This is a genomic window from Ensifer canadensis (genome assembly GCF_017488845.2).
GTDB classification, from domain to species: Bacteria; Pseudomonadota; Alphaproteobacteria; order Rhizobiales; family Rhizobiaceae; genus Ensifer; species Ensifer canadensis.
This window is the reverse complement of sequence record NZ_CP083370.1, coordinates 3901731-3927008: the sequence shown is the minus strand read 5'-3', so window position 1 is coordinate 3927008 and position 25278 is coordinate 3901731. Positions and strand designations below refer to the sequence as shown.

Annotated in this window: 25 protein-coding genes and 1 tRNA gene; 11 read left to right on the top strand and 15 right to left on the bottom strand. The window is 62.8% G+C overall.

Going from position 1 to position 25278, the window contains the following annotated elements; all coding sequences use genetic code 11:
* Window positions 1-122 precede the first annotated feature (122 nt).
* The 3 genes from J3R84_RS18965 to J3R84_RS18955 all read right to left on the bottom strand — a co-directional run bounded on the left by J3R84_RS18965 (window position 123) and on the right by J3R84_RS18955 (window position 2497).
* Entirely contained in the window at window positions 123-1148 is a 1026-nt protein-coding gene (locus J3R84_RS18965) for a histone deacetylase family protein (protein WP_025425534.1), read from the bottom strand.
* A 240-nt stretch (window positions 1149-1388) separates the two neighbouring features.
* Entirely contained in the window at window positions 1389-1916 is a 528-nt protein-coding gene (locus tag J3R84_RS18960) for a GNAT family N-acetyltransferase (RefSeq protein WP_025425533.1), read from the bottom strand.
* 2 nt (window positions 1917-1918) lie between these two features.
* Window positions 1919-2497 (bottom strand): helix-turn-helix domain-containing protein, encoded by a 579-nt coding sequence (locus J3R84_RS18955; RefSeq protein ID WP_203527323.1) that lies wholly within the window; start codon window positions 2495-2497, stop codon window positions 1919-1921.
* 208 nt (window positions 2498-2705) lie between these two features.
* Between J3R84_RS18955 and J3R84_RS18950 the strand changes: the two genes are divergently transcribed.
* Window positions 2706-3947, top strand: a complete 1242-nt coding sequence (locus J3R84_RS18950) for an MFS transporter (RefSeq protein WP_025425531.1) — start codon at window positions 2706-2708, stop codon at window positions 3945-3947.
* Window positions 3948-4028: 81 nt separating this feature from the next.
* Window positions 4029-5855 (top strand): translation elongation factor 4, encoded by a 1827-nt coding sequence (lepA, locus tag J3R84_RS18945; protein ID WP_371412227.1) that lies wholly within the window; start codon window positions 4029-4031, stop codon window positions 5853-5855.
* Between the two features lie 370 nt (window positions 5856-6225).
* Here the strand turns inward: lepA and J3R84_RS18940 are convergent, their stop codons facing one another.
* Genes J3R84_RS18940 through J3R84_RS18925 form a run of 4 tightly spaced genes read right to left on the bottom strand, consistent with a single transcriptional unit; the run spans window position 6226 to window position 8552 of the window.
* Window positions 6226-6738 carry a GNAT family N-acetyltransferase gene (locus tag J3R84_RS18940; protein ID WP_225906193.1) on the bottom strand — a complete coding sequence of 171 codons (513 nt, stop codon included), beginning with the start codon at window positions 6736-6738 and terminating at the stop codon, window positions 6226-6228.
* Window positions 6739-6757: 19 nt separating this feature from the next.
* Window positions 6758-7321, bottom strand: a complete 564-nt coding sequence (locus J3R84_RS18935) for a sugar O-acetyltransferase (RefSeq protein WP_203527321.1) — start codon at window positions 7319-7321, stop codon at window positions 6758-6760.
* Window positions 7318-7797: a GFA family protein gene (locus J3R84_RS18930; protein ID WP_025425527.1), complete on the bottom strand. Its 480-nt coding sequence runs from the start codon at window positions 7795-7797 to the stop codon at window positions 7318-7320. The genes J3R84_RS18935 and J3R84_RS18930 overlap by 4 nt, the downstream gene beginning before the upstream one ends.
* Window positions 7797-8552 carry a type 1 glutamine amidotransferase gene (locus tag J3R84_RS18925; protein ID WP_025425526.1) on the bottom strand — a complete coding sequence of 252 codons (756 nt, stop codon included), beginning with the start codon at window positions 8550-8552 and terminating at the stop codon, window positions 7797-7799. Before J3R84_RS18925 ends, J3R84_RS18930 begins: the two co-directional genes overlap by 1 nt.
* Window positions 8553-8914: 362 nt before the next feature.
* Between J3R84_RS18925 and rnk the strand changes: the two genes are divergently transcribed.
* On the top strand, window positions 8915-9322 hold the full coding sequence (rnk, locus tag J3R84_RS18920) for a nucleoside diphosphate kinase regulator (RefSeq protein ID WP_038576621.1): 408 nt from the start codon (window positions 8915-8917) through the stop codon (window positions 9320-9322).
* Window positions 9323-9403: 81 nt separating this feature from the next.
* Here rnk and J3R84_RS18915 read toward each other — a convergent pair whose 3' ends face one another.
* Window positions 9404-9859 (bottom strand): DoxX family protein, encoded by a 456-nt coding sequence (locus J3R84_RS18915; RefSeq protein WP_025425524.1) that lies wholly within the window; start codon window positions 9857-9859, stop codon window positions 9404-9406.
* A gap of 302 nt (window positions 9860-10161) precedes the next feature.
* Here J3R84_RS18915 and J3R84_RS18910 point away from each other — a divergent pair, with 302 nt between their 5' ends.
* A complete protein-coding gene (locus J3R84_RS18910) occupies window positions 10162-10443 on the top strand; it encodes an Rdx family protein (protein WP_025425523.1) in 282 nt (93 codons plus the stop codon).
* A gap of 83 nt (window positions 10444-10526) precedes the next feature.
* Complete coding sequence (locus J3R84_RS18905; RefSeq protein ID WP_025425522.1) at window positions 10527-10871, top strand: YqaA family protein; 345 nt, start codon at window positions 10527-10529, stop codon at window positions 10869-10871.
* A 275-nt stretch (window positions 10872-11146) separates the two neighbouring features.
* Here J3R84_RS18905 and J3R84_RS18900 read toward each other — a convergent pair whose 3' ends face one another.
* The gene (locus J3R84_RS18900; RefSeq protein ID WP_025425521.1) at window positions 11147-11773 is read right to left on the bottom strand and encodes a ribonuclease D; all 627 of its coding nucleotides are present in this window, start codon (window positions 11771-11773) and stop codon (window positions 11147-11149) included.
* Between the two features lie 111 nt (window positions 11774-11884).
* Here J3R84_RS18900 and J3R84_RS18895 point away from each other — a divergent pair, with 111 nt between their 5' ends.
* The 3 genes from J3R84_RS18895 to J3R84_RS18885 all read left to right on the top strand — a co-directional run bounded on the left by J3R84_RS18895 (window position 11885) and on the right by J3R84_RS18885 (window position 15448).
* Window positions 11885-12196, top strand: coding sequence for a hypothetical protein (locus tag J3R84_RS18895; protein WP_025425520.1), 312 nt, complete (start codon window positions 11885-11887; stop codon window positions 12194-12196).
* Window positions 12197-12295: 99 nt separating this feature from the next.
* Window positions 12296-13327 (top strand): hydroxyacid dehydrogenase, encoded by a 1032-nt coding sequence (locus tag J3R84_RS18890; protein WP_025425519.1) that lies wholly within the window; start codon window positions 12296-12298, stop codon window positions 13325-13327.
* 144 nt (window positions 13328-13471) lie between these two features.
* Entirely contained in the window at window positions 13472-15448 is a 1977-nt protein-coding gene (locus J3R84_RS18885; protein ID WP_203527319.1) for an adenylate/guanylate cyclase domain-containing protein, read from the top strand.
* 20 nt (window positions 15449-15468) lie between these two features.
* Here J3R84_RS18885 and J3R84_RS18880 read toward each other — a convergent pair whose 3' ends face one another.
* The 3 genes from J3R84_RS18880 to J3R84_RS18870 all read right to left on the bottom strand — a co-directional run bounded on the left by J3R84_RS18880 (window position 15469) and on the right by J3R84_RS18870 (window position 18361).
* On the bottom strand, window positions 15469-16419 hold the full coding sequence (locus J3R84_RS18880; protein WP_025425517.1) for an adenylate/guanylate cyclase domain-containing protein: 951 nt from the start codon (window positions 16417-16419) through the stop codon (window positions 15469-15471).
* 349 nt (window positions 16420-16768) lie between these two features.
* Window positions 16769-16855: transfer RNA gene (locus tag J3R84_RS18875), tRNA-Leu, on the bottom strand.
* A 78-nt stretch (window positions 16856-16933) separates the two neighbouring features.
* A complete protein-coding gene (locus tag J3R84_RS18870) occupies window positions 16934-18361 on the bottom strand; it encodes a phosphomannomutase (protein WP_203527316.1) in 1428 nt (475 codons plus the stop codon).
* A gap of 218 nt (window positions 18362-18579) precedes the next feature.
* On the opposite strand from J3R84_RS18870, the gene J3R84_RS18865 reads away from it, so the two are divergent.
* Window positions 18580-19065: a BA14K family protein gene (locus J3R84_RS18865; protein ID WP_203527314.1), complete on the top strand. Its 486-nt coding sequence runs from the start codon at window positions 18580-18582 to the stop codon at window positions 19063-19065.
* A gap of 136 nt (window positions 19066-19201) precedes the next feature.
* Window positions 19202-19975 carry a hypothetical protein gene (locus J3R84_RS18860; RefSeq protein WP_025425514.1) on the top strand — a complete coding sequence of 258 codons (774 nt, stop codon included), beginning with the start codon at window positions 19202-19204 and terminating at the stop codon, window positions 19973-19975.
* Here J3R84_RS18860 and J3R84_RS18855 read toward each other — a convergent pair whose 3' ends face one another.
* Window positions 19976-20308 carry a DUF6665 family protein gene (locus J3R84_RS18855; RefSeq protein ID WP_203527312.1) on the bottom strand — a complete coding sequence of 111 codons (333 nt, stop codon included), beginning with the start codon at window positions 20306-20308 and terminating at the stop codon, window positions 19976-19978.
* 508 nt (window positions 20309-20816) lie between these two features.
* On the opposite strand from J3R84_RS18855, the gene J3R84_RS18850 reads away from it, so the two are divergent.
* On the top strand, window positions 20817-22448 hold the full coding sequence (locus J3R84_RS18850; protein ID WP_203527310.1) for a hypothetical protein: 1632 nt from the start codon (window positions 20817-20819) through the stop codon (window positions 22446-22448).
* Window positions 22449-22701: 253 nt separating this feature from the next.
* Here J3R84_RS18850 and rpsA read toward each other — a convergent pair whose 3' ends face one another.
* The gene (gene rpsA, locus J3R84_RS18845; RefSeq protein WP_025425511.1) at window positions 22702-24408 is read right to left on the bottom strand and encodes a 30S ribosomal protein S1; all 1707 of its coding nucleotides are present in this window, start codon (window positions 24406-24408) and stop codon (window positions 22702-22704) included.
* Between the two features lie 167 nt (window positions 24409-24575).
* Window positions 24576-25211 carry a (d)CMP kinase gene (gene cmk / locus J3R84_RS18840; protein WP_025425510.1) on the bottom strand — a complete coding sequence of 212 codons (636 nt, stop codon included), beginning with the start codon at window positions 25209-25211 and terminating at the stop codon, window positions 24576-24578.
* Between the last annotated feature and the right edge of the window lie 67 nt (window positions 25212-25278).

Genomic DNA, 25278 nt, shown 5'->3' with positions numbered 1-25278 from the left:
TCCCTTCAAATCCCGTCGGCGGCCATTCGGCGACGGGCAGGAACACTCGTACGACCTCAAGTAAAGTTGAGGTCAACAGGGGTTCGTGAGAAATCTGCGGCTGCCTGACGGCCGGAGTAGGCTCAGGTAGCAATGCCCTTGAGCACATTGGCGACGTTGAGGCCGATTTCGGGCACACCGTAGCCGCCCTCCATGCAGACGACGACCGGCAGGCCCGTCCTCTTCAACCTCTCGCCCATGCGCAGATAATCCTCCGACTTCAGCTTGAACGACGAAATCGGATCGCGCTCGAACGTGTCGACGCCGAGCGAAACCACCAGCGCCTCGGCGCCGAAGGTCTCGATGCGATGAAGTGCATCGTCCATCGCGGCCGACCAGGCCGAATAGGCCGTGCCGCGCGGCAGGGGATAGTTCTTCGTGGTGCCGAGGCCTTCGCCAGCCCCCTCTTCATCGGCAAAGCCGAGAAAGTACGGGAAAGCGTCGACGGGATCGCCATGCAGCGAGGCGAAGTAGACGTCGCCGCGTCCATAGAAGATGTCCTGCGTGCCGTTGCCATGATGGAAGTCGACATCGAGCACTGCGACCCTGGCAGCACCGAGATCGCGTAGCCGCTGGGCGGCGCAGGCGGCGTTGTTGATGAAGGAGTAGCCGCCATAGAGATCGATCGCCGCGTGATGGCCGGGCGGGCGGCAAAGCGCAAAGGCGGCCGTGTTGCCGGCGTCCACATGCTCGGCAGCCGAAAGCGCGCAATTCATCGCCGCGCGCGCGGCGACGTAGGTGCCTTCAGTGATCGATGTTTCCGCGGCAAAGGCGTAATAGCCGAGCGCGCCGTCGATATCCTTGGGCGGGTGCTGGCGCATCCGGCGCGCCGGGAAGCACGTCGGGATCGCTTCGCCGCGATAACCGTCAGCGACCCAGCGCGCCCAGGCGGTTTCGAGAAAGTCGAGATAGTCGGCCGCGTGGAGCTTGAGGGCCGTTTCCAGGCCGTGATGCGTGGGCGCAACCACATCGGCAAAGCCAGCCTCCTTCACCGCCGCCAAAATCCATTCGGCACGAAACGGCGCCTCGAACGGCGCCACCAGTTCGCCACCGAAGAGTTCTGTCCTGGCCTCACGGAGCTTGTGATCTTCGGAATAGAAAACGCGCATGGCAATGTCCCGGTTGAGTTCGTGAAGCGAGCGAAGCGTCGGCAAGCTAGCGCAGGGTTCGGGCCGTTGGCTACCTCAGCGGGCGCCCCTCATCCGGCCTGCCGGCCACCTTCTCCCCGCAAGCGAGGCGAAGGAGACGCGCGGCAAACTCCAGTCCCCCCTCTCCCCGCAAGCGGGGAGAGGGCTGGGGTGAGGGGCAGCGACACTGAAGGAGGGGCATCCGAGGGAGCGGCGATCCCCCTACGCCGCGATGCGCTTGTAGAAAAGCGTCGTGGCGCACAGGCCGCCCTCCGGCCACATGGCGTAATCGGGAATGACGCCGACGCGTTCCCATCCAAGGCGTGGATAGATCGCCTCCGCCTCGCTGCCGGTTGCCGTGTCGAGCACAAGCAGCACCTTGCCGCGTGCCGCCGCCTCCCGTTCGACGGCCTGCATCAGCAGCCGGGCGACGCCCTTGCCGCGGGCGGCGCGATGGACGAGCAGCTTCTTCAGATCGCCGCGATGCGGCTGGTTGGGCATCTGCGCCACGCCGACCTGGACCGTGCCGACGATCCGCCCCTCGTCTTCGGCAACTATCAGCAGCGTTTCATCGGCGGCAACCGCATTGGCGACGCCATCCCAGTAGGGCAACGCCGCCTCCGGCGGATAGGGCTGCATGAAACCGACGGATGCGCCGCCCTCGACGCAATCGGAGAGCACCTCGGCAAGCGCCGGCATGGCGGAACGGGTTTCGGCTTCGTTGAGCAGGCGGATCGTGATGTCAGGCATGGTCAAACCCTGGTTCGGCAAAGGACGACGGCATAGTGAGCCGGCTCATCATGGGGATTGTGAAAGACGTGGCCCTGCTCGATCCCCATGAACAGGCAGTCGCCGGCTTCAAGCACATGCGACCCGGATTCCATGGTCAGTTCGAGCCGGCCGGAGAAAAGCCAGAGGTGCTGCGTAATGCCCCGATCGGCCGGTTGGCGTTCGAAGACGACGCGCGCGCCCGGCGGGAACTCGACCTCGACGATATCGACCGGCGAGCCGACACCATCAGGCGAGACCGAGCGGCGCAGATAGCCGGATTCCGGATCCCGCCAAAGTCTTTGATCGGCGCGCCGTGCAACCGGCGAAGCCTGCTGGCCGTCAAAGGCAAAGAGCGCCGACAGCGTAGTCGAGAGGGCGCTGCAAAGCTTGGCGAGCAGTTGCGCCGTCGGGCTCACCTCGCCGCGCTCGATGCGCGAGATCATGGCCCGGCTGACGCCGGACCGCGTCGCCAGATCGTCAAGTGTCAGGTTCTGCTCGGCCCTCAGCGAACGGACGCGTTCGCCGATGGCTTGTTCGAGTGGGTCGCCGGTGATTTCCATTATTTGAGATTACATTTCTCATATAATAGAGTCAAGACCTCGGGAACTGAAAATAAAGGCTGACAATGCCGCTTTGGCGACATTGCGACAACGCGCTTTCGGCTAAGGTCCGCAACGGGCATCCTGAGCGAAAAAACGTTCCCGCTCAATAATTTAGCACGACCTCACGAAACAGGCCGTCACGGCTGATGAAACGGACCGGCACGACATGGACAAGCAACCCTCCTCGCTGACGTCGATTGCCAGCATCGTCATGTCGATGACGGCTGTGGCGATCGGCAACGGCATGATGCTCGCCTATGTGCCTTTCGTGCTGACCCGGTCCGATGCGCCGGACTGGGTGCCGGGCGCCGCCGTCACCATGATTGCCTTCGGCGGGCTTGTCGGCTGCGTGATCGCCGGACCGATGATCCGCCGCGTCGGCCATGCCCGGGCGTTTTCCTGCTCGATGGCGCTGGTCATCCTTTCGGCGCTGACGATCAGTCTCGGCATGCACCCGATCCTCTGGGTGCTCGCCCGCGGCCTTTACGGTGCTGCCGGAAACACCAATTTCATCATCAGTCAGAGCTGGCTCAATCATGCGAGCGACAACCACTGGCGCGGCAGGGCGATGGCGATGTTCTACATGGCCTACGTGATCGGGCTTGGCACCGGCGCCTGGCTGTTCGGACAGATCCCCGTCGACGGTAACCTGCCGCCGCTCATCACCATCTTCTTCACGGCACTTGCCATCCTGCCGATCGGCCTGACGCGCCTGCCCACACCGCCGGCGCCGGCCAAGGTCAGCATCGATATCCCGATGGTCTGGCGCAGCTCACCTGTCGCCTTCATCGGCGTGCTTGCCGCTGGCGGTCTTTCGATGGTGGTACAGGGCTTCACGCCGATCTATGCGGCCGCCAATCAGGTGAGCCAGGGCGACGTTGCCAACCTGATGTTCGTGATGCAGCTCGGGCTGATCGCCATCCAGTATCCGATGGGCACGCTATCAGACCGGATCGACCGCCGGCTGGTGCTGATCGCCACCTGCCTGCTGATCGTTACCGCCGGCTTCTTCGCGCTCTCGGCGACCTTCAGCAATCTTCTCATGCTGATGGTGGTCTTCGCGCTGTTCGCCGGTGCGGTCGAGACCGTCTATTCCATCGCCAACGCACATGCCAACGACCGCACTGATCCGGCGGATTTCGTGCCGCTCGCCAGCACCATGCTGGTCGCCTGGTCGGCGGCGGCAACCCTGGTGCCGATGCTCGTCACGCTGCTGACGCCGGTGTTCGGGCCGCGTACTTTCATCTATGCGGCGATGGTCGTTGCGGCGCTCTATGCGCTGTTCGTGCTGATACGCCTCAGGAAACGCGACGAGGTACCCGCCGGCGAGCGCGAGACCTTCGAACTGAAGAGCGCGCAGGTGCCGAATGCCGGCGCGCTGATCGACGCGGATGCCAGAACCGAATAGCCGCCGCAGCCCCTCATTTATAGTGAACGAAGCCTTCATTTCCCGCTTTGCGCGGCTTGAAGGCACTGCTATATGCGGCCCATGAGCACAACATCTTCCAAGACGCCCCTGTCGCATATCCGTAACTTCTCGATCGTGGCCCATATCGACCACGGCAAATCGACGCTGGCCGACCGACTGATCCAGTCGACGGGCGGCCTTGCCGAGCGGGAAATGTCCGAGCAGGTGCTCGACAGCATGGATATCGAGCGCGAGCGCGGCATCACCATCAAGGCCCAGACCGTGCGTCTGCACTACAAGGCCAATGACGGCGAAACCTACGTGCTGAACCTCATCGACACGCCCGGCCACGTCGACTTCGCCTATGAAGTCTCGCGTTCGCTGTCGGCCTGCGAAGGTTCGCTGCTGGTCGTCGATGCGAGCCAAGGGGTGGAAGCCCAGACGCTCGCCAACGTCTACCAGGCGATCGACAACAATCACGAGCTCGTCACCGTGCTCAACAAGATCGACCTTCCCGCCGCCGAGCCGGAGCGGATCAAGGAACAGATCGAGGAAGTGATCGGCATCGACGCCTCCGAAGCCGTTCTGATCTCGGCCAAGACGGGCCTCGGCATTCCCGATGTTCTCGAAGCGATCGTCACCAAGCTGCCGGCGCCGAAGAGCGAGGGCGGCGATACCGCACCGCTGAAGGCGCTGCTGGTCGACAGCTGGTACGACGCCTATCTCGGCGTCATGGTTCTCGTGCGTATCATCGACGGCACCCTGAAGAAGGGCATGACCATCCGCATGATGGGCACCGACGCCAAGTACACGATCGAACGCGTCGGCGTGCTGACGCCGAAGATGGTGGCCATGGACGCGCTCGGCCCGGGCGAGATCGGTTTCATCACCGCTTCGATCAAGGAAGTGGCCGATACCCGCGTCGGCGACACCATCACCGAGGACAAGCGCCCGACCGCCAAGGCCCTGCCGGGCTTCAAGCCGGCGCAGCCGGTGGTGTTCTGCGGCCTGTTCCCGGTCGATGCCGCCGATTTCGAGGACCTGCGTTCGGCGATGGGCAAGCTGCGCCTCAACGACGCGTCGTTCTCGTTCGAAATGGAATCGTCGGCCGCGCTCGGCTTCGGTTTCCGCTGCGGCTTCCTCGGGCTCCTGCACCTTGAAATCATCCAGGAGCGCCTGGAGCGCGAGTTCGACCTCGACCTGATCGCGACGGCGCCTTCGGTCGTCTACAAGCTGTTCATGACCGACGGTTCGGAGCGCGAGCTGCACAACCCGGCCGACATGCCCGACGTCGTCAAGATCGCCGAGATCCACGAGCCGTGGATCCGCGCGACGATCCTGACGCCCGACGACTATCTCGGCGGCATTCTGAAGCTCTGCCAGGACCGGCGCGGCATTCAGATCGAGCTGACCTATGTCGGCACCCGCGCGATGCTGACCTACGACCTGCCGCTCAACGAAGTCGTGTTCGACTTCTACGACCGCCTGAAGTCGATCTCCAAGGGCTATGCCTCGTTCGACTACCAGATCACCGACCACAAGGAAGGCAACCTTGTGAAGATGTCGATCCTCGTCAACGGCGAGCCGGTCGACGCGCTGTCGATGATGGTGCACCGGATGGCGGCCGAAAAGCGCGGTCGCGAAATGTGCGAGAAGCTCAAGGAGCTGATCCCGAAGCACATGTTCAAGATCCCGATCCAGGCGGCGATCGGCGGCAACGTCATTGCCCGCGAGACCATCTCGGCGCTCCGCAAGGACGTGACGGCGAAGTGCTACGGCGGCGACGCCACCCGCAAGCGCAAGCTTCTGGAAAAACAGAAGGCCGGCAAGAAGCGCATGCGCCAGTTCGGCAAGGTGGAGATCCCGCAGGAAGCCTTCATCGCCGCGCTCAAGATGGGCGACGAATAAGCGTCAGACACCAATGACGTGCGTGGCGAAGGGGAGAGCCTGACGCCACGCCCTTGCTTGCAGACGTTCGCTGACGGCGTCTCCGTCCTCGGACTTGAGCCGAGGATCCACCTGCAAAATCTCGAAATAACGATCGCCTCTTTGCAGTTCGTGAAGATGTCAGCATGGCCCGGCAGCGGGGCAGAGCTCGTCCATGGATCCTCGGGTCAAGCCCGAGGATGACAGTGGGAGGTGGTCCTGGCCAGCAACGGATCTCGGGGCAGTCGCCCACGGGGAGGCTGCAAAGCAGAGCTGATTTCTGTTCAGCCTCACACCCGACCGCCGTCATCCTCGGGCTTGACCCGAGGCCACCACCGACCACCAGCCGTCTTCAGCTCTCAGTGAGCAGATACCGCTTCGAGATGCGATCCACCGGAAGGCCGCTCTTGAGCGGCACCGCCTTGTCCACCTTGTAATCGACGAAACCCATCTTGCCGTAATAAGCAAGGCCGCCCGTGTTGTCGGCGCGGATGGTGGCGTTGATCGCGGTGAGGCCCAGCGCACGGGCATTGTCCCTCGTGGCCGCAAAGAGCGCCGAGCCGGCGCCGCGCACCTTGGCATCAGGGCGGGAGAACGTGCCGATATCGGCCCAGCCTTCCGGCAATCCGTCGTAGCGTTCCAGTGCCTGGAACGCGCAAGGGCGGCCGTCGACATCTTCGGCAACGAAGCAGCTGACGAAGCCCGGGCCGGCGAGGTAGTGCGCGGTAAAACTTTCGAGTGTGAACGGCGTCTCATTGGCAGTCGTGCCGCCGATCCGGATGATCTCGTTGAGGAAGGCGCAGAGCGCCGGCACGTCGGCAGGCGTTGTCGGACGCACCTTGATTGTTGTCATCTGGTCGACCATCAAAAACCTCTCTTTTGAACTACAACTTGCCGGATTGCGGCAGAGGCCGCGCCGGGTTGCCGACAACCGTCGCGCCCGCCGCCACGTCTCTCGTGACGACGGAGCCGGCCCCGACGATGGCGCCATCGCCGATCGTCACGCCACCGAGAATGGCGCCGCCGCCGATCCACACGTCCTTGCCGATCTCGACCGTCCTTGCGATCTCGATGCCACGGCTCCTGAGCGGCACGTCCTTGTGATGCTCGGCGCAATAGATCTGCACGCCCGGGCCTAGCATCGAACCTTCGCCGATCAAAATGCGGCCGCTGTCCAGCATGGTGCAGCCGGCATTGAGATAGACGCGGGGGCCAAGCGAAATGTTGATGCCATAGGAGCAATGAAACGGCGCTTCGATGAGAACATCATCGGCAACGCTCGCGAACAGCGCCCGAAGCGCCGGCGCCATCGACCCACGCGCATCGGGTGCCATGGTGTTGTGCTGGTGCACCGCGTCACGCGCGCGCTGACGCAGCCGCTCGAGTTCCGGGTCGAGGCAGCAGTACCAATCGCCCGCCGCCATCTTGCCGCGCTCGCTGGCGCTCACGGTTTTGCCCTTGCCTCGGCCGCTTGACGCCGCGCCAGGCTTTCCGCCGGCCACAGTGCCGCCATGTCGTAATAGATGTCGAAGACCGGGGCGCCGCCTTGAAGCGATAGCCAGGAGACCTTCGAGCGCGTGAAGATATGGGCATCCGGCGGGAAATCCGAAGGCCGATCGAGGCTTGCAATGCGCAGGAAGGCGAGCCAGCCGCGACGGCCGTAATCGCTCCAGAGCGCCGTCTGGCATTCACCGCAGCGATAGACATCGTGCGGCCGGCCACTCTCGGTCGGCAGCGTCACGACGATGGGTTCGCCTGCCGTCAGCTCGATGTTCTCACGCTCGATAACGCCATTGACAACGAAGGCGCTTCCGACCTGTCGCTGGCAATCGGTGCAATGGCAGCAGTTGACGAACATCGGCCGCCGTTTCAGCCGATAGCGGATGCGTCCGCAGAAGCAGCCGCCAGCAATGGTTTTATCCATCAGCAGGCCTCCTCCAGCACCTCGTCGCCCGACGCTGCGGCAATAGCATCGCCACGCCTGATGGTGGCGACCCAGGCGCGCGCCAAAGCGAGACCGGCGGCATTGGCCTTTTCGCCATGATGCCGGGCATGGGCAGGGTACTCTGCCAACCAGTTGGGGTCGAGCCGATTGATCGTCTGCGGGAACGAGCGGTTCCAATCCTCGACGAGATCGGTGTCGGCCTCGAAGTGGAATTGCGTGCCATAGGCGGCACGGCCGATGCGAAACGCCTGATGCCGGGTGACATCGTTTTCGGCAAGGTGCACCGCCCCTTCCGGCAGCGTGAAGGTATCGCCATGCCATTGGAAGATCGGAAAGCTTTCGCCGACGCTTGCCAGCACCGGATCGCTCTGCCCCTCGGCACGCACCCGCACATCGTGCCAGCCGAATTCTTTGGCTTCGCCCAACAGGTTCTTCGCACCATAGGCACGCGCCAAAAGCTGGCTGCCGAGGCAGATGCCGAGCACGGAACGCTCGCTGTCGCCGAAACGGCGCATCAGAGCTGCCAGTTGCGGGAGATAGGGGAAAGCCTCGTCGTCGAGCGCACTCTGCTCGCCGCCGAGCACGACCAGCGCATCGAAGCCATCGGGTTCAGTCGGCACCGGGTCGCCGGCATAGGCACGGCGAACCTCGATTTCGGCCTTGACCTCGCGAAGCGCCGTGCCGACCTGGCCGAGCTCCGTCTTCGCCATGTTTTCCACCACCAGTACCCGCATCATCACCTTCCCTTTGCCGTATGGGCGGAAGATTGATCACGACATGCGCCCCGGTTCAAGAGGAGAGAACCGGCATGGTGCTCATTGACCAACGCAGCCGGGCCTTGACTTCCGTGCCAAACTTTCCGACTTTCCTGATATCATGATGCTCGCGATTTCTTCCCTTCGCTGCTTCCGGGTGTGCCCGATCGCAGGAACCTGACCCCAGCCCGGATGCTTGCGCTCTCCGGGTCAGGGGAGCCTTTCGCGTCGGCAAATGAGAACCTCCGTTCCCATGCCACGATCCGAGCGCCGCGTTTTTCCAGAAAGAATCAGCAATGACGGCGCCCATGGCCCGTCGACAAGAACGTCAGGTTATCATCATGGCGACCACCGCCCGTAACAAACTTCCCGCGATCATCATCAATGCCGAGGACCACAAGCGTCTGACGGCGCTTGCCTCCTCCGCTCTCGACCGCATCCCCGAGGTCGCCGAGGCGCTTCTGTCCGAACTCGAACGGGCGCGGGTGACCACCCCTGGCAAGCTGCCGGCCGACAGCGTCCAGATGGGATCCACCGTCGCCTTCGACGCCGACAATGGTTTTGCCAAGCAGGTGACGCTCGTCTATCCCGGCGAGGCCGATATCGAGGCTGGGCGTATTTCGGTGCTGACGCCGATCGGCGCAGCACTCATCGGCCTGTCCGTCGGCCAGTCGATCGATTGGCACGACCGCTCCGGCAAGGTCCACCGGATGACCATCCGCAACGTTACACCGGCCGAGCGGGCCTGAGCGCACCCCCGAAACGCGTCGAGGAGGCCGGTCGTCAGACCGCCCTCCCCGCTTTTCAATCAACTCTTGCCCGAAGGTCGATCAGAACTGCTTGCCGAGCTTGGCGTCGACGGACTGGCTGTTGGCGCCGCGAACGGCGAAGAAGAACAGGATCGCTGCCCAGAGAATGGACTTTTCGGCGCCACCGAGGCCCTGGTCCTGCACAACGCCATGGAAGTAGACAGTGACGAGCAGCACGATCATCGCGGCAACCGAGGCCGGACGGGTGAGAAGGCCGATCGCGATCAGGATGCCGCCGAAGAATTCTGTGGCGGCCAGCAGCGGCGACCAGAAGACGCCGGGGTAGAAGCCGAGGCTTTCGACCATGCCGACAGCCCCGAAGGGATTGATGATCTTGCCGTAACCGTGGGTTACGAGCAGGACGCCGCACAGAACGCGCAGCAGCGTTTCGGCAAAGGTATCAAGCGGCAGATAGATCTTTTCCAGTGCCGGGAGGATTGCACGGGGACGGGAGGTCGAGACGGTAGCATCAGTCATGGGTAGGTCCTCTTGGAGGTGGCTGCGACAATATGTGCAATGCAGCAATGTCTCGCCGGGCGTCTTTTCGTTTGCAAGGGAGCGACCGATAAAAACATGACTAAATCAGTTGACAATTGCGTGAGAGGCGCGTGACCGCCGGTTGTTTCCAGATCGACCGCTACCGCGCCAAGCGGTCGGCGTGACGCACCAGGGACGGTGTAACGCCTGAAACCTGCTGTGTAATTTTCTCATTTAACCGGTTCCGGTTTTACGGGGTTATGCAGTATGTTGCCGCGCACAAACCAGCCGGGAACCACCAGATGGACGAGAAGCCGCGGATCACCATCCTTTATTGCACGCAGTGCAACTGGCTTTTGCGCGCCGGCTGGATGGCACAGGAGCTGCTGCAGACCTTCGGCCAATCGTTGGGTGAAGTGGCGCTGATCCCCGGCACCGGCGGCAATTTCGAGATCCGCGTCAATGACGAACTGATCTGGGAGCGCAAGCGTGACGGCGGTTTTCCCGGACCGAAAGAATTGAAGCAGCGCATCCGCGACATCATCGAGCCGGAGCGCGATCTCGGCCACACCGACAGGAGCTGATCCTGGATTTCGGCATTCTCGCTGGCGTTTTCTCGGCAGCCTTCCTCTCCGCGACACTGCTGTTCGGCATGTCGGAGGCGGCGATCGTCGCCGCCGCACTTCATGGCGAAACCGGCCGTGTCGCCCTTTTCGTCGCGGCCACAGCTGGCAACGTCCTTGGCGCCGTCGTCAATTTCGTGCTTGGGCGGTTCCTGATCCGCTTTGAGGGAAGGCGCTGGTTCCCGATCTCGCCTGCGGCGCGGCAGAAGGCGGAGACGCTGTTTGCGAGCTATGGCCAGCCGGTGCTGCTCTTATCCTGGCTGCCGGTGGTCGGCGATCCGCTGACGCTCGTCGCCGGGCTGTTGCGCATGCCTTTTGCACTGTTCCTGGTGTTCGTGGCGATCGGCAAGGCGGCGCGTTACGCCATCGTGCTCTGGCTGACGCCGTGATACCAACCTTGCGCTGATATTGACGTCTTGCGTGGGACCGTGCGGTCATCCGGCAAGGAGCATACCGCAGGACGATGCTTTGGCATCGGTCGAGGATTGCGACGCTGCCGGTGGCCGATACACGGCCCACCCGAAGGGCCGGGCGCTTTTGGCATCCTGATAGCGTCGACACTCCTCACCGCGCCGCTTGGGTCCGGTTGCGATTGTCTCTTTGCCGGAAACCAAAATCGCTCCGGCGCGAGAGGTCAATATCAGCGCAGGTTGGTATGACCCGTTCAGCTATGGGCGAAAATGTCGGTCTCGTCCCAGCCGAGCAGATCGAGCTTGGAGCGGGTCGGCAGGAAGGCGAAGCAGGCATCCGCATGGTCCATGCGGCCATCGCGCAAGAGCCGCCCCGTCAGTTTTTCGCGCAGCGCATGCAGGTGCAGCACGTCGGATGCGGCATATTCGAGCTGCGCCGGAGACAGGGTCTCGGCCGCCCAGTCGGAGGACTGCTGCTGCTTGGAAATATCGACGTCGAGCATTTCCTTCAGATTGTCCTTCAACCCGTGGCGATCCGTGTAGGTGCGCGTCAGACGCGAGGCGATCTTGGTGCAGAACACCGGCGTCGTCGTCACGCCGAAAGTGTGGAAGAGTACGGCGATATCGAAACGGCCGTAGTGGAAAATCTTCTGCCGGGCCGGGTCGGCGAGCATGGCGACGAGGTTCGGCGCATCCTTCTGGCCGGCGGCAATACGGATCACGTCGGCGGTGCCGTCGCCCGGCGAAAGCTGGACGACGCAGAGCCGGTCGCGGCGGGGGACAAGGCCAAGAGTTTCCGTGTCGACGGCAATCGCGCCCCGGTAGCGGGCGGCATCGGCTGCGGAAATATCGCCTTCATGGAACCGTATTGCATTCGCCATCGAAAATCCCCAGATGAAACGGAAGTGGTGTCGCCTATAGCGCAAGTTTGGCCCTGGCGAAACCGTGTCATGGCACCTCGCCGCGGGTGCACCCTTCGAAAGCTCGCATTGATGACCTCCTCTCGCACCGCCTCGGCTCTTTCGATCATATCGCTCGTGCTTGGCTTCACGGTCGTGCCGGCGCTGGCGCAGAACTATAGGGACCTGCCCGGTGTGCGCCCGATGGATCCCCTGAACGACAACGGCGACAAGGTCGTCTGCCAGCAGACACTTGTCGATCGCGACTATCCGTTCGAATCGAGCTCGCGCGGCGGGCCGCGCTACGACACGATCTACAACTGCCGCCGCGGCGATGGCCCGGTGTTCCAGGGTAGCGATTTGCCACCGTCACTCTACCGGCAGAAGCGCGGGCTCGGCTACTAATACCAACCTGCACCGGTTCGGCTTGGCAAGCCGATGAATACTTCCTAGAAAATTGGGCAAGGAACTGTGGAGGTGTTCTGCCTCCACCGAGGAGGAACAATGCCCAACGACACGAGACCGCTCGCCATCAGCGTGCCGGCGCCGCGCACGCTCGACCTGATCTTCACAGCCGACGCCTTGAAGCAACTGCACGAGCGCTACCGCATCGTTGAGACCGATCCGGATGAGATCGCCGGCCTTGGCGACGAGGTGCTGTCGCAAGCGCGCTACATCATCGGCCAACCGCCGCTCGACCACGATACCTTGGCGCGCCTGCCGAAGCTGCGGGCCATTCTCAATGTCGAGAGCAACCTGATCAACAACATGCCTTATGAGGTGCTGTTCGAACGCGGTGTCCACGTCGTCACGACCGGCCAAGTATTTGCCGAGCCGGTCGCCGAAATGGGGCTTGCGATGGCCCTCAACATCGCGCGCGGCATCGTCGACGCCGATCTCGCCTTTCGCGAGGGCCGGGAGCTTTGGGGTGGCGACGGCAATCGCTCGGCGCGACTGCTCTCCGGCTCGGACATCGGCATCATCGGCTTCGGAGACCTGGGCAAGGCGCTCAACCGGGTGCTGTCAGGCTTCCGCGCCAGGATCCGCGTCTTCGATCCCTGGATGCCGGCCTCTATCCTCCGTGACAACGGCGTCGAACCGGCATCGCTGGAAACCGTGCTGACCGAAAGCGATTTCGTCTTCGTCGTCGCATCGGTCACCAGCGAGAATGAGGGTTTTCTCGGCGCGAGGGCCTTTGCCAGCATGCGGCCGGGGGCAGCCTTCATCCTGCTCAGCCGCGCCGGCGTCGTCGATTTCGATGCGCTAATGGCCGCCGTCGAAAGCGGGCATATCGTTGCCGCCAGCGACGTCTTCCCGCAGGAGCCACTTCCGCTCGACCACAGGGTGCGCCGCCTGCCCGGCTTCCTGCGCTCGGCGCACCGCGCGGGCGCGCTCGACAGCGCCTTCAAGAAGATGGGCGACATGGTGCTGGAAGACATGGACCTGATGGACCGGGACCTGCCGCCGATGCGCTGCAAACGCGCTGAGCGCGAGACGGTCGCACGGATGCGCTCCAAGCCGGTGACGGTCAACTGATATCGACCCAGCTTGGTATAAGCTCTTCGCCATCGGAGATTTCATCGTTTCGCTGACGGCCGGGAATGCATTGCCCCCGATTAACGTGTTCTATGGGAAAAGCACGTAGCATCGCCAGGACAGGCGCGAGATCAGAGACACGCAATGGCCAACAAGACGTCCGGCTTTCTCGGAACCAGGATACGCGACAACTGGAACAGTTCGCTGCGTTCGCTGTTCAGCCTGGTGATGGTCGCCATGCTGATCGCCGTATCCGGCATCCTTGTCGGGCTTGACTATCACCGCTCACGCAACGCCGCGATTGCGGATGCCGAATCCAACATGCGCGGCTTTGCCGGCCGCCTGGTCGATCGTCTCGGCGTGCTGTCCGGCGACACCTCGGCGCTTGTCAGCCTCGTCTCGTCGGTCGCCAACTCCTTCCTCGTGCCTCCGCCGGAGCGCATGAACGACAAGGCGGCCGTGCTGCGCGAAGGCATCAGCCGCTCGCCGCATATCGACGGCGTCTATGTCGGCTACCCGAGCGGCGCGTTTTTCCAGGTGGTCGATCTCAAGCACATCGCCTGGCGCATGGCGCTCGATGCCCCACGCGGCGCCTCCATGGCTGTCCGCTCGATGGAGCGCGACGCCAGCGGCAAATCGATCAACCGCGTCATCTTCCTGGACGAGGCGGGCGAACCGACGTCGGAGCGACGGTTACCGCCGTCGGGCTACGATCCGCGAACCCGGCCCTGGTACCAGTCGGCCGTCGACGGCACGGCTGCCGTGTCGAACGGCCCTTACGAGATGGCAACGACCGGCGCGCTCGGCATGACGATCTCGCAGGCGCACCGCGGCAATCCCAAGATCGTCATCGGCGCCGACGTGGTTCTCGACACCATCACCGATTTCCTGTCGCGCGAACGGCTGACGAAGGGATCCGTCTCCTTCATCCTCGATGCGGTCGGCCGACCGATCATCCACTCCGACCGGACGATGATGAAACGCATCATGTCGGCCAAGGACAAGGACGATCCGATCGTCCCGCCGCAGAACGATCCGCTGGTGCAAAGCATCCGCCTCAACCCGCCACCGCCTGGAAAGGCCGGTTTCGCCGAGGTGGGGGACCGGACCTATCTGGTCATGGTGACACCGCTCGAATCGGAGCTGCTGCTGACCGGACACCGGGCGGTCGTCGCCGCCCCGCTCGACGAACTCATGGCCGACGCCAACAAGGCACTGATCCAGGGGCTTGCAATATCCGGCGCCGTAGTGGCGCTCGCCGTCCTGTCGTCGCTGGTGCTCGCACACCTGATCACTAAATCGCTCAACCAGTTGACCGCCAGCGCCAACCGGCTGCAGGACCTGGATTTCACCACGCCGATCGACGTGTCGTCGCATGTCAGCGAGATCTCCACGCTCGGCGGGGCGATGAACCGGGCACGCGACGCGATCTTCACCTTCGCGCTCTACGTGCCGAGGGAACTGGTGCGCAAGGGCATCGAATCCGGCCAGTTCAGCGGCCGCGCGGCCTGGCGTCAGGAGGTCACGGCACTTTTCACCGATATCTACGATTTCACCACCTTGAGCGAACGCCACGCGCCGGAAGAAGTGGTGGCGATGCTTTCGGAATATTTCGACATCTTCAGCGAGGTCGTCGATGCCCATGACGGCACGATCATCCAGTTCCTCGGCGATTCCGTCTTTGCCATGTGGAACGCGCCGGCGCCAGACGAGCGCCATGCGGAGAATGCCTGTCGTTGCGCGCTGGCAGTCGAGGAACGGTTGCAAGCGTTCAACGAAGCGCAGCGCAAGAAGGGCCTGCCGGAGTTCCGTACGCGCTTCGGCATCCACACTGGCACCGCCGTTGTCGGCAGCGTCGGCGCGAAGGAACGGCTGCAATATACCGCCATGGGCGACACGGTGAACGTCGCCTCGCGACTCGAAGGCATGAACAAGAACTACGGCACGACGATCATGGCGAGCGGCGCCGTCGTCGCCCAGGCATCCGACGCGATCACCTTCCGGCCGCTCGGATCGGCGCAAGCCAAGGGGCGCGCCACGGCACTCGATGTCTATGAGGTGCTGAGCGCGCGGCCGATCGTCGAGGATGCAGCCTTGAAATCACCGACGACATCATCCTGAGGCGCCTGCAGCGCGCGCCGTCAACGCCGGACGCCATCTCTCTGGCGCATGACCCAACGGATGCCAGCAGCAATAGCGATCGCAAGCAACGGCCACACCGCCCAGAACACGCCCCGCCAGGACAGGAGGTTGATTGCGACGAGAGCCAGACCGGCGACAGCAAGCGTGCCGATGACCCGGTCGATCTTCCTGTTTGCCCGCACCCATCGCAAGGCCGCGAGAACCGCGAATGCCAGCAGGGGCCATGCGGCCCAGAACACGCCGCGCCAGGTCAGCAGATTGAGCGCCGCGAGGCCGGCGCCGATGACCGCCAACGTTCCCATAAGCTTTCCGGTCAGGCCCGTCGGTTCAGCCGCGGCTTCGATCGGTACGGTCGCGGATCGGCCGGATTGCTCGGCCGACCGGCCCCATTCGGCTTGGCGGTCCGCAGCCGCCCCGCTGTCATCGGACGCACCGATGCGCACGGCATAGCTCGGCACGCCGCCGTCGATGTTCTTGACCTCAAGCTGGCCCAGAAACTCGAAGCCGACGGCGATCTTGTTGCGCACCTGGTCATAGACGGTGTTGGAGATCACGATGCCGCCGGCAGGGGCGGACGCCTGCAGGCGAGCGGCAACGTTGACGCCGTCGCCATAGATGTCGTCGTCCTCGGTGATCACATCTCCGAGGTTGATGCCGATGCGAAACAGCATCTGCGCATCGTCCTTGCTTCTCGCGTTGTAACCGGCCAGCTCGTTCTGGGCGTCGATCGCCGCGCGCAGCGCCTCGACGACACTGGGGAAATCGGCGATCAGCCCATCCCCCCAGGTGTTGATGACCCGGCCGTCATGCGCCTCGATCAGGCGCGTCATGGCATCCCGGTACCGCTTGAGAGTAGCAAGCGTACCCTCCTCGTCCGCCCGCATCAGGCGGGTATAGTCCTGGACGTCAGCGGAGAAGATGGTCGTCAGCTTGCGACGCGTGTCAGCCATCGCGGATGATCCTCGCTCGAAATCCGCCGCCGCAGCGGGTGATTGAATAGTAGCGAGCCTACCACAGATCGCAAGACGCGCCGCCACAACGGCTTCCTTACTGGCTGAATGACCCTGTACCGCGCAGATGCACCAGACGCTGCAGAAATGGCTCACGCGGCGCGCTAGCAGGCACACAAACCCTATGCAGGAACGTGGCTCCGCCGCGCGGTTTCGAACTCGGGAAATCGGGCATTTTTCATCAGGCAAACTTGCGGTGGTCGCTCGCCGTTCAGGCCAAAAGCCAGAAACGAAAAAACCCCGGCAAGCCGGGGTTTTTCGAACCAAAACAAATGTTTGGCTAAAGGAATGGTGCCCAGAAGAGGACTCGAACCTCCACACCCTTTCGAGTACCAGCACCTGAAGCTGGCGCGTCTACCAATTCCGCCATCTGGGCGACGGACCGGCATGTAAAAGGCCCGAGCCGAAGTGTCAACAGGCATTTTGAAGTTTTCGTGTCAGAACACGAAAAAGGTCAGTTTGACGTCACTTTTGCCCAGGATCGAATTGTGGAAAGTCCTTGAGCTAGCAGCGATTCCGCCTCTGCTGTCGTCTCGGCCTCGACATAGCAGCGCATTTCCGGTGCGTTGCCGGACGGGCGGAAATGAATCGTTCGACCATCGGCAAGGGTAACGCGCAGACCATCGATGTCGCTGACGGCAGCCGGACGGCCAACGGCGGCAAGGAAGCCGCCGAGGTTCTCCGCCCCACCGCGCAGAAACGCCATCAGCCGGCTGCTGGTTTCGACCGGGAAGTGTTCGAGGCGGTCGCTAAGCGCGACCGGAAGACGATAGGACGCGGCCAGCGCCGAGAGGGTCATCCGGGCTTCGGCGGCGCGCCCAAGCACGGCGAGGATCGGCAGGAAGCTGTCACGGGTGGGCAAAGCCTTGAGAACACCATTGCCGACGGAGAAGTCGCTCGCGGTCAACGTGCCGCCATTGGCCTCGAAGCCGGCCACCTTCGTGCCGCCTTCCGCAACTGCCTGCGCCATTCCGGCGATGACATAGGGCGAACCGACCCGGGTGCGGATGACCGACAGACCTTCGGCTCGTTCGAGACCCGAATTGGAGGTGACCGGCGTCACGGCGATCTGGGCACCGAGGAACTCGCAGGCGACGAGGCCCAACAGGTCGCCACGAAGCGGCGCGCCCTTTTCATCGGCAACCAGCGGCCGGTCACCGTCGCCATCGGCCGAGACGATCGCATCCAGGCGATGTTCAGGCGCCCAGGCGGTAAGCTTGGCGAGCGTTTTAGGCGAAACCGCCTCGGTATCGACAGGCACGAAGTCCTCGGATCGGCCGAGAGCGACCGTCTCGGCGCCGAGATGCGTCAGCAACTCGACGAGCAGATCGCGGGCTACCGTGCTGTGCTGATAGACGCCGATGCGCAAGCCGCCAAGCGAACCGGGTGGCAACAGGTCCCTGTTGCGCTGGAGGAACAGATCTGCGGCCGACGCCGCATGGTCTTCACCGGAGCCGGCCGAAGGCACGGCCTCGCCGGCAATGGCGTCGGCAATGGAACTGATCGCCAGTTCGTCGTTCTTGTCGATCTCACCGTCGGGCCGGTAGAATTTGATGCCGTTGCGATCAGCGGGAATATGCGAGCCGGTGATCATCAGGCCCGCAGCTTTGTGGACGAGGCCATAAAGCGCCAGTGCCGGGGTCGGAACAGTGCCGCAATCGAACACGCGAAAGCCTTCGCTCTTCAGCGCATCGGCGCAAACCCCCGCAATTTCAGGACTGGAATCGCGAAAGTCGCGAGCGATCAGGATCGGATCCCCGGCCTTCGCCTGCTCGGAGGCGATCAGGTGCCGCGCGAAGGCCTTCGCATAGCGTGCAGACGGCTCGCCTTTCAGCTCCTCGGACAGGCCGCGCAGACCGCTGGTACCGAACTTCAATTGCATCTTATACTCCGTGAATGCCAACGAACGGCAATAGGCAAGAATAACAGTGACATGGCAAACGCGCCGGTGCATTCTATACCGAACGGCAGACGGCGTGGAAATCCGGCCATCGGCCGAACGGATCCGCACCATTTCGCCATGAATAAACCAAGAAAAAAACACCTAATGTGAAGCAGGGACACAACCGGAAAGCAACCCTTTCGGAAAGTGAGGAAAGCATGACGGGATTTCGGAATTTCGTTGTCGGTTGCGCCTTAGCCGCCGCCTCCCTGATGACCTCGGTCGGGCCTGCCCTGGCCATGCCGCTGTCAGGCCACGACGTTCAAATCAGGGCGCAAGGCGATGTCCAAAAGGCCCAATATTACCCGTACAGGCGATACGGAGGCGTTATGTATCCCAACGGCTGGCGTGGCGGATGGGGCGGTGGCTGGGGCCCCGGCTACTACGGCGGAGGCTGGGGCGGCCCGTATTATGGTGGCTCGGGCTTCGGCCTCTATTTCGGACCGGGCTATGGAGGCTACTACAACAATTATCCCCGCCGCTACTACCGCGAGCGCTACTACTACCGCGACAACTATGTTCGCGGCGGCACCAACGCGCATGTGAGCTGGTGCCTTTCGCGCTACCGCTCCTACAATCCGGCAACCAACCGGTTCCTCACCTATCAGGGTGTCTATCGCGCCTGCTACTCGCCCTATCGATAGGTCACGCCCAAGCGGCGCAGCGCCGGCGTTGCGCCGCTTTACCAACTCCAATTTCTTGGAAAGGCTGGTTAAGCAGCAATTAACCTCGCCATCATACCGTTTCATCACGCTCGCAACTCTTTGCCGGAATGAAATGATGCTGCTCCCGACCCAGCAATCCAACGCCACCGCGACGACCAACCTGGTCGGCTCGATCCTGAAGGATATCGAGAAGCGCCAGGCGGAAGAGGACGAAAAGGCGAAAGGCACCAAGGACGACAAGATCCTGAAGGCCCAGGTGAAGTCGGACGACGCCCAGAAGGCAGCCAATACCAAGATCAACGATCATTTCTTCAATCAGGCAGGAAACGATGCCAATAACAACCGGATGGTGCTCATCCGGGAAGTCGGCGAGTTCTTCGACCTGAAGCGAGAGGATTTCAAATCCGATTTCGCCTTTGGCAGCGCACTGTCAAAGATCGTCGAGGACCTGCCACCGGCAACCGTTCGTGACATCGAAAAGAAGCTGGGGCTGACGGATATCGATGTCTCGCTGAACGAACTGATCGAGGCGATCAAGGACCCCGAGGGCAGCCGGGGCAAGAAGCTGGACGAGGCTCTCGACAGCAAGGGGTCTGCGAACACCGGCCAAAGCAACGGCGCTACGAAGGCGATACAGCGTCTTGCAGATGCTGCAGAGGCGAAGTCGCTGGACGAACTGCAACTGGACAGCCTGACTGGTGACCTGACTCGCGTCACCGACACCGAGACACTCGCCGAGCAGCAGAAAGAGTTACAAGCGCTTCAGGCCAAGGACAATCTGGAAGACGTGCAAGACGCGCGCGAGGCCGAAGCCGAGCGCCCGCTGCCGGTTCGGATCGACGAGATCGGTCGCTACAGCCTCGCCAGCCAGACGTTTATCGCCGCCTGATCATTTCCGACGGACGATACCCAGCCGGGCCATGACCTGGTTGGGTATGCCATAGCGCCGGATAGCGTCGCGGCTATCGCGCAGGCCGCAGATCTCGCGCTGGATAAAAAACGCCCAGACCGCGTCAGCCGCATCGTCGAGCAACCGCTCGCGCAGCTCCGGCGTCGTTTCATTCCGCTCGAGCGCCTGCAATGCCGCGATCGCCTTTTCGACCTTGAGGCCATGCCGCCCGAGCGCGTCGGCACGCTCCGAAAGCAATTCGTATTCGAGAGCGCTGAGGGCACCCGCAGCCGAATAGGAGGGGTTCGGGGATCTTGGAGGGCGAACGGTCATCCGAAACTCCATGGCTCCAACACGGATAGCGCCACGCGTTGACTACAGCGCCGCGCGTCTTATTGGACGCGCAAAGGTCGCTGTAGCACTTTGAATTGCTGCATGTTTTTATCCTTAAATCGAATAGGATTTAAGGAAACATGCAGTAACACGCGCAACTGCGGTTGCAGCGTGCATCTTGCCGCCGGATCGGTCGCGATGCAAAGGGTTCGTGCGGCAACGGGTCTTTGCGCGCCCAGGCGACAAGGCACTGCGACCTCCGTCGCACCCCATCGCATGGTTAAGATTTCATAAACCTGTCTCGAAGCATCATGCCGATTCCCGTATCCGCACCTTAGCTGCGGCAGGTCTGGCCGGTTGGCCGAGACGCGCATGAGGCGCCAGCCCGAACCGAAGTGACAACCTGCCCGACGGACGGTCGAGGTGATCCGTGGAACGGCGTGAAATGCGGATGCCGGCTGTCAACGGCCGCGCGCCAACGCGAGGGTCAAGCGAGAGGGAGACCAGAATGCTGACATCCATTCTCACGGTCAAAACCGCGACCGGACTTGCCGAGGAGGCAAGCGCTCGGCCCCAACAACCGGCAGCGCCTCTTACTGCCGCCCAGCGCGGCGAAGCGATCCAGAAGGTCCTCGACGCGCTGACCCGGCATCTCGCAGGCCGCGAGATCCTATCCAAGGACGCGCTTGTGCGGCTGATGGAGGACCTTGCCCGCATCCTGAAATTCCCGCCGCTGCCACAGGAAGGCGGGCGCGACTTCGTGCGACGGCTCGTCACCTTTCTTGAATCGATGCCGATGCCGGAACGCCTGGCGCTTGAGCGGCAACTGGGCGGTCGCAGCCTGGCGCTACGGGTCGGTGTCCTTGCAGACCTGCCGGCCATCCGAAATGGTGCGGCGCCACCCTCCATGGGCGCCGCATTGCCCGGCCTCAGCAACCCATCCCTGCAGCCAGCCATCCCGCTGCATCTGGCCGCCGCCAGCGCACCGGCTGCAAGCGAGGTCGCCATGCTGCAGACCGCGCTGAAAAAAACTTTTGGCGTCGGCAGCGAGAGTGACACGTCGAGTCTCGCATCGGAGGAGATGGACGCGACACCACCTGCTGAAGACGCAGCAACGGTTCGGCCTCAGACTTCGCCAGAGCGGGGAGAACCGAGAGCGATGCCCGGCAGGCTGCCTTCGCTTGATGGCCCCGAGATCGAAGCCCTGGCCGCCATCATCAATGGCGACACCGACCCCGAACTCGTCGATCCGGAGGTTGTTACCGGCAAGGCAGCGGTCGATGATGAGGAAAATGCGTCGCCGCACCCTGCCGCCGCGGCTGACGATACCGATTTGCCCGCAAAGGCCAAGGAAGCAGAGCTGCGCAACGGCACCGCCCGGACGGATGCGGGCACCGAGGCTGGCCACACCGACGAAGGCGAGGAGCCAGACGGCACCTATGGCCCGCTGCGCGACGGCGAGGATCAGCTGCAGAACGACAGGGCAACGACGCGCGGCAACGAGAGCCGTACGGACCGCGCGCTTTCGGACGCGCTGAAGACGATCGTGCGCGATACGCTCGGCCTGCCGGGAGAACCTGCAGGCGCCGACCGACCCGAAGGGATCGCACCCGAACTCGAAAGCGCCGAAGCCGACGCAGCAGCGAGCCATACAGAGACGGATGGCACGGAGCCGGGCCGCGCAAACCCGCTCCGCCCCCGCGATACGGCTGCAGGCGCTGAGCTTGCCGCCCTGAGCGTTGCGGAAGACCAGACGGAGCCACCAGGCCCGGCGGGCGCCACCGCCGTCCAGCGCGCCCAGAGGCCGACGGACGACCCGGCGATGCAACAGGCGATCGCACGGTTGATCGAAAACGGGCTGCCGCGCGAAGCGATACCCTTTGCTATGATCCCCTATCCGATCGCAGTTGAGGACGTGAAGAGCGAGGCGGAAAAGAGCGAGCGCGACGAGGGCAGAGGCGAAGGCGGCGAAGAGCCGAACGGCGACCACGAAGCGGCGCAGGGCGACGGCGGAGCCGCACGGGACGAAGCCACGCAAGATGAGCAGCAGACCGAAGGCGGCAGGGGTGAAACGGGCGGCGAATGGAACGCCGAGCCCGATGTCTACGAACTCTATCGCAAGCTCGGCGGTCTTGGCTGACCCTCCGGACTGATCGCCGAAAGCATGTCGCGCAAAAGTGTGCAGTTGGTCCTGCGAGAACGACGTGCGCAAATCAAGAGCTGAAAGTGCCGCAAGCGAATCCTAGAGATCGCGATACGCGTTAGATCGGGTCGACTTCAGAAGAGCGATCCAGAAAACCAAGGACACTGCAGCCGAACGAAACGCTCACAAGCAAAAAGCCCGCGGAGATCGCTCTCCGCGGGCCTTTTTCATTTCAGGCGTCAGCGAACGATTACTCGTTGGTCTGGCGGTTCTTCAGAGCGGCGCCGAGAATGTCGCCAAGCGAAGCGCCCGAGTCGGACGAACCGAACTGAGCAACGGCTTCCTTCTCTTCCGCGATTTCCAGAGCCTTGATCGACAGCTGGATCTTGCGGTCCTTCTTGGAGAAGTTGGTGACGCGTGCGTCGACAACCTGGCCAACCGAGAAACGCTCCGGACGCTGTTCGTCACGGTCACGCGACAGATCGGCGCGGCGGATGAACGCAGTGATGTCCTCGTGGTTGACGAGCTTCACTTCGATACCACCGTCGTTGACGGCGATGATCTCGGCCGAAACAACAGCGTTCTTGCGCAGTTCGCCCGAAGCAGCGGCGTCGCCAACTGCATCCTTGCCGAGCTGCTTGATACCGAGCGAGATGCGCTCCTTGTCGACGTCGACGTCGAGAACAACGGCGCGAACGACGTCGCCCTTGTTGAACTCTTCGATGACCTGCTCGCCCGGACGGTTCCAGTCGAGGTCGGAAAGGTGCACCATGCCGTCAACGTCGCCGTCGAGGCCGATGAACAGGCCGAATTCGGTCTTGTTCTTGACTTCGCCTTCAACTTCGGTGCCAGCCGGATGGCTATGCGCGAATGCCTGCCACGGGTTCTCGAGCGTCTGCTTGAGGCCGAGCGAGATACGACGCTTGGTCGGATCGACTTCGAGAACGACAACGTCGACTTCCTGGCTCGTGGACAGGATCTTGCCGGGGTGTACGTTCTTCTTGGTCCAGGACATTTCGGAGATGTGGATCAGGCCTTCGATGCCCGGCTCCAGCTCGACGAACGCACCGTAGTCGGTGATGTTCGTGACGGTACCCGAGATCTTCTTGCCAACCGGATACTTCGCACCGATGCCATCCCACGGATCCGACTCGAGCTGTTTCATGCCGAGCGAGATGCGGTGGGTTTCCTGGTTGATACGGATGATCTGAACCTTGACCTGCTGGCCGATGTTCAGGATCTCCGACGGATGGTTCACGCGGCGCCATGCCATGTCGGTGACATGGAGCAGACCGTCGATGCCGCCGAGGTCGACGAACGCACCGTAATCGGTGATGTTCTTGACGACGCCTTCGACAACCTGGCCTTCTTCAAGGTTCTGAACGATTTCAGAACGCTGTTCAGCACGGGATTCTTCCAGAACGGTACGACGCGAAACGACGATGTTGCCGCGACGCTTGTCCATCTTGAGGATTTCGAAGGGCTGCGGGTTGTGCATCAGCGGGGTCACGTCGCGGATCGGACGGATGTCGACCTGCGAACGCGGCAGGAAGGCGACGGCGCCGTCGAGATCGACGGTGAAGCCACCCTTGACCTGGTTGAAGATGATGCCTTCGACGCGTTCGCCGGCTTCGAACTTCACTTCCAGGCGCATCCAGCTTTCTTCGCGGCGAGCCTTTTCGCGCGAGAGAACAGCTTCGCCAAGCGCGTTTTCGATGCGCTCAACGTAGACTTCGACTTCGTCGCCGACCTTGAGCGAGCCGTCCTTGGCCTTCGCGCCGAATTCCTTCAGAGCGATGCGGCCTTCGACCTTCAGACCGACGTCGACAACGGCGACGTCCTTTTCGATGGCCGTGACGATGCCCTTGGCAACATAGCCTTCGGCAAGATCGGTCTTCGCGAAGGATTCTTCGAGAAGCGCTGCGAAATCATCACGGGTTGGGTTGGTAGCAGACATGGAATCTCCTGATGCATCTCTAAATGAGAGACGCACATGCGCCGGGGGTTGGTGTTGAACAGGCCTGAACCCAGTCCGCCCCATCAAAGGGACAATCCGGCGCGTGGACGGAATTTCAGGCTTATGCAAGAAGAGCGATCCTGACAGTGTCGCGAAAAGGCTCTTCTTCAGATCTTCTTGATCAGGGCCGCATCGATCAAAGACTTCGCGGACTGAAACGCCGCCTCTATACTCATTTCAGACGTATCAAGCAAGTGCGCGTCGTCGGCGGGGCGCAAAGGACTGTCGGCCCGACCCATATCGCGCTCGTCGCGCTTCTTCACATCGTCGAAGATCGCCGCGTAATCGGCGGCGGCGCCGTTGCCGACGATCTCGTCATAGCGGCGTTTCGCGCGCACTTCCGGCGATGCGGTGACATAGAGCTTCACCGCCGCATCCGGGCAGACGACGGTGCCGATATCGCGACCGTCGAGCACGGTGCCCGGCTCTTTCCTCGAAAACGCCCTCTGCGCCTCGACCAGCGCGCGACGCACGGCCGGCATGACGGCAATCTTCGACGCCGCCTCGCCGATCGCGTGTGCCGACAGCACAGAGCGATCGAGGCCTGCCAGTTCGACATTCAGCGCCATGCGTTCGGCCACCGCCTCATCGTCGAGCGGCAGGCCGGCATCAAGCAGCGCCTTCGCCGTGGCGCGGTAGGTCAACCCGGTATCGAGGTGGTGAAAGCCGTACTCTTCGGCGATCTGGCGCGAGAGCGTGCCCTTGCCTGCCGCTGCGGGTCCGTCGATGGCGATGATGATCATAGGTGGTCCTGCAATCGATGTTGTTGCTGGCCTTTAGATCAAATTCGCAGGCGAATCCATGCTCATC

Excerpts from the sequence above, each read along its gene's own strand:
- J3R84_RS18965 (WP_025425534.1), bottom strand. The coding sequence starts at position 1,148 with ATGCGCGTTTTCTATTCCGAAGATCACAAGCTCCGTGAGGCCAGGACA.
- J3R84_RS18960 (WP_025425533.1), bottom strand. The coding sequence starts at position 1,916 with ATGCCTGACATCACGATCCGCCTGCTCAACGAAGCCGAAACCCGTTCC.
- J3R84_RS18955 (WP_203527323.1), bottom strand. The coding sequence starts at position 2,497 with ATGGAAATCACCGGCGACCCACTCGAACAAGCCATCGGCGAACGCGTC.
- J3R84_RS18950 (WP_025425531.1), top strand. The coding sequence starts at position 2,706 with ATGGACAAGCAACCCTCCTCGCTGACGTCGATTGCCAGCATCGTCATG.
- lepA (WP_371412227.1), top strand. The coding sequence starts at position 4,029 with ATGAGCACAACATCTTCCAAGACGCCCCTGTCGCATATCCGTAACTTC.
- J3R84_RS18940 (WP_225906193.1), bottom strand. The coding sequence starts at position 6,738 with ATGGTCGACCAGATGACAACAATCAAGGTGCGTCCGACAACGCCTGCC.
- J3R84_RS18930 (WP_025425527.1), bottom strand. The coding sequence starts at position 7,797 with ATGGATAAAACCATTGCTGGCGGCTGCTTCTGCGGACGCATCCGCTAT.
- J3R84_RS18925 (WP_025425526.1), bottom strand. The coding sequence starts at position 8,552 with ATGCGGGTACTGGTGGTGGAAAACATGGCGAAGACGGAGCTCGGCCAG.
- rnk (WP_038576621.1), top strand. The coding sequence starts at position 8,915 with ATGGCGACCACCGCCCGTAACAAACTTCCCGCGATCATCATCAATGCC.
- J3R84_RS18915 (WP_025425524.1), bottom strand. The coding sequence starts at position 9,859 with ATGACTGATGCTACCGTCTCGACCTCCCGTCCCCGTGCAATCCTCCCG.
- J3R84_RS18910 (WP_025425523.1), top strand. The coding sequence starts at position 10,162 with ATGGACGAGAAGCCGCGGATCACCATCCTTTATTGCACGCAGTGCAAC.
- J3R84_RS18900 (WP_025425521.1), bottom strand. The coding sequence starts at position 11,773 with ATGGCGAATGCAATACGGTTCCATGAAGGCGATATTTCCGCAGCCGAT.
- J3R84_RS18895 (WP_025425520.1), top strand. The coding sequence starts at position 11,885 with ATGACCTCCTCTCGCACCGCCTCGGCTCTTTCGATCATATCGCTCGTG.
- J3R84_RS18890 (WP_025425519.1), top strand. The coding sequence starts at position 12,296 with ATGCCCAACGACACGAGACCGCTCGCCATCAGCGTGCCGGCGCCGCGC.
- J3R84_RS18885 (WP_203527319.1), top strand. The coding sequence starts at position 13,472 with ATGGCCAACAAGACGTCCGGCTTTCTCGGAACCAGGATACGCGACAAC.
- J3R84_RS18880 (WP_025425517.1), bottom strand. The coding sequence starts at position 16,419 with ATGGCTGACACGCGTCGCAAGCTGACGACCATCTTCTCCGCTGACGTC.
- J3R84_RS18870 (WP_203527316.1), bottom strand. The coding sequence starts at position 18,361 with ATGCAATTGAAGTTCGGTACCAGCGGTCTGCGCGGCCTGTCCGAGGAG.
- J3R84_RS18865 (WP_203527314.1), top strand. The coding sequence starts at position 18,580 with ATGACGGGATTTCGGAATTTCGTTGTCGGTTGCGCCTTAGCCGCCGCC.
- J3R84_RS18860 (WP_025425514.1), top strand. The coding sequence starts at position 19,202 with ATGCTGCTCCCGACCCAGCAATCCAACGCCACCGCGACGACCAACCTG.
- J3R84_RS18855 (WP_203527312.1), bottom strand. The coding sequence starts at position 20,308 with ATGACCGTTCGCCCTCCAAGATCCCCGAACCCCTCCTATTCGGCTGCG.
- J3R84_RS18850 (WP_203527310.1), top strand. The coding sequence starts at position 20,817 with ATGCTGACATCCATTCTCACGGTCAAAACCGCGACCGGACTTGCCGAG.
- rpsA (WP_025425511.1), bottom strand. The coding sequence starts at position 24,408 with ATGTCTGCTACCAACCCAACCCGTGATGATTTCGCAGCGCTTCTCGAA.
- cmk (WP_025425510.1), bottom strand. The coding sequence starts at position 25,211 with ATGATCATCATCGCCATCGACGGACCCGCAGCGGCAGGCAAGGGCACG.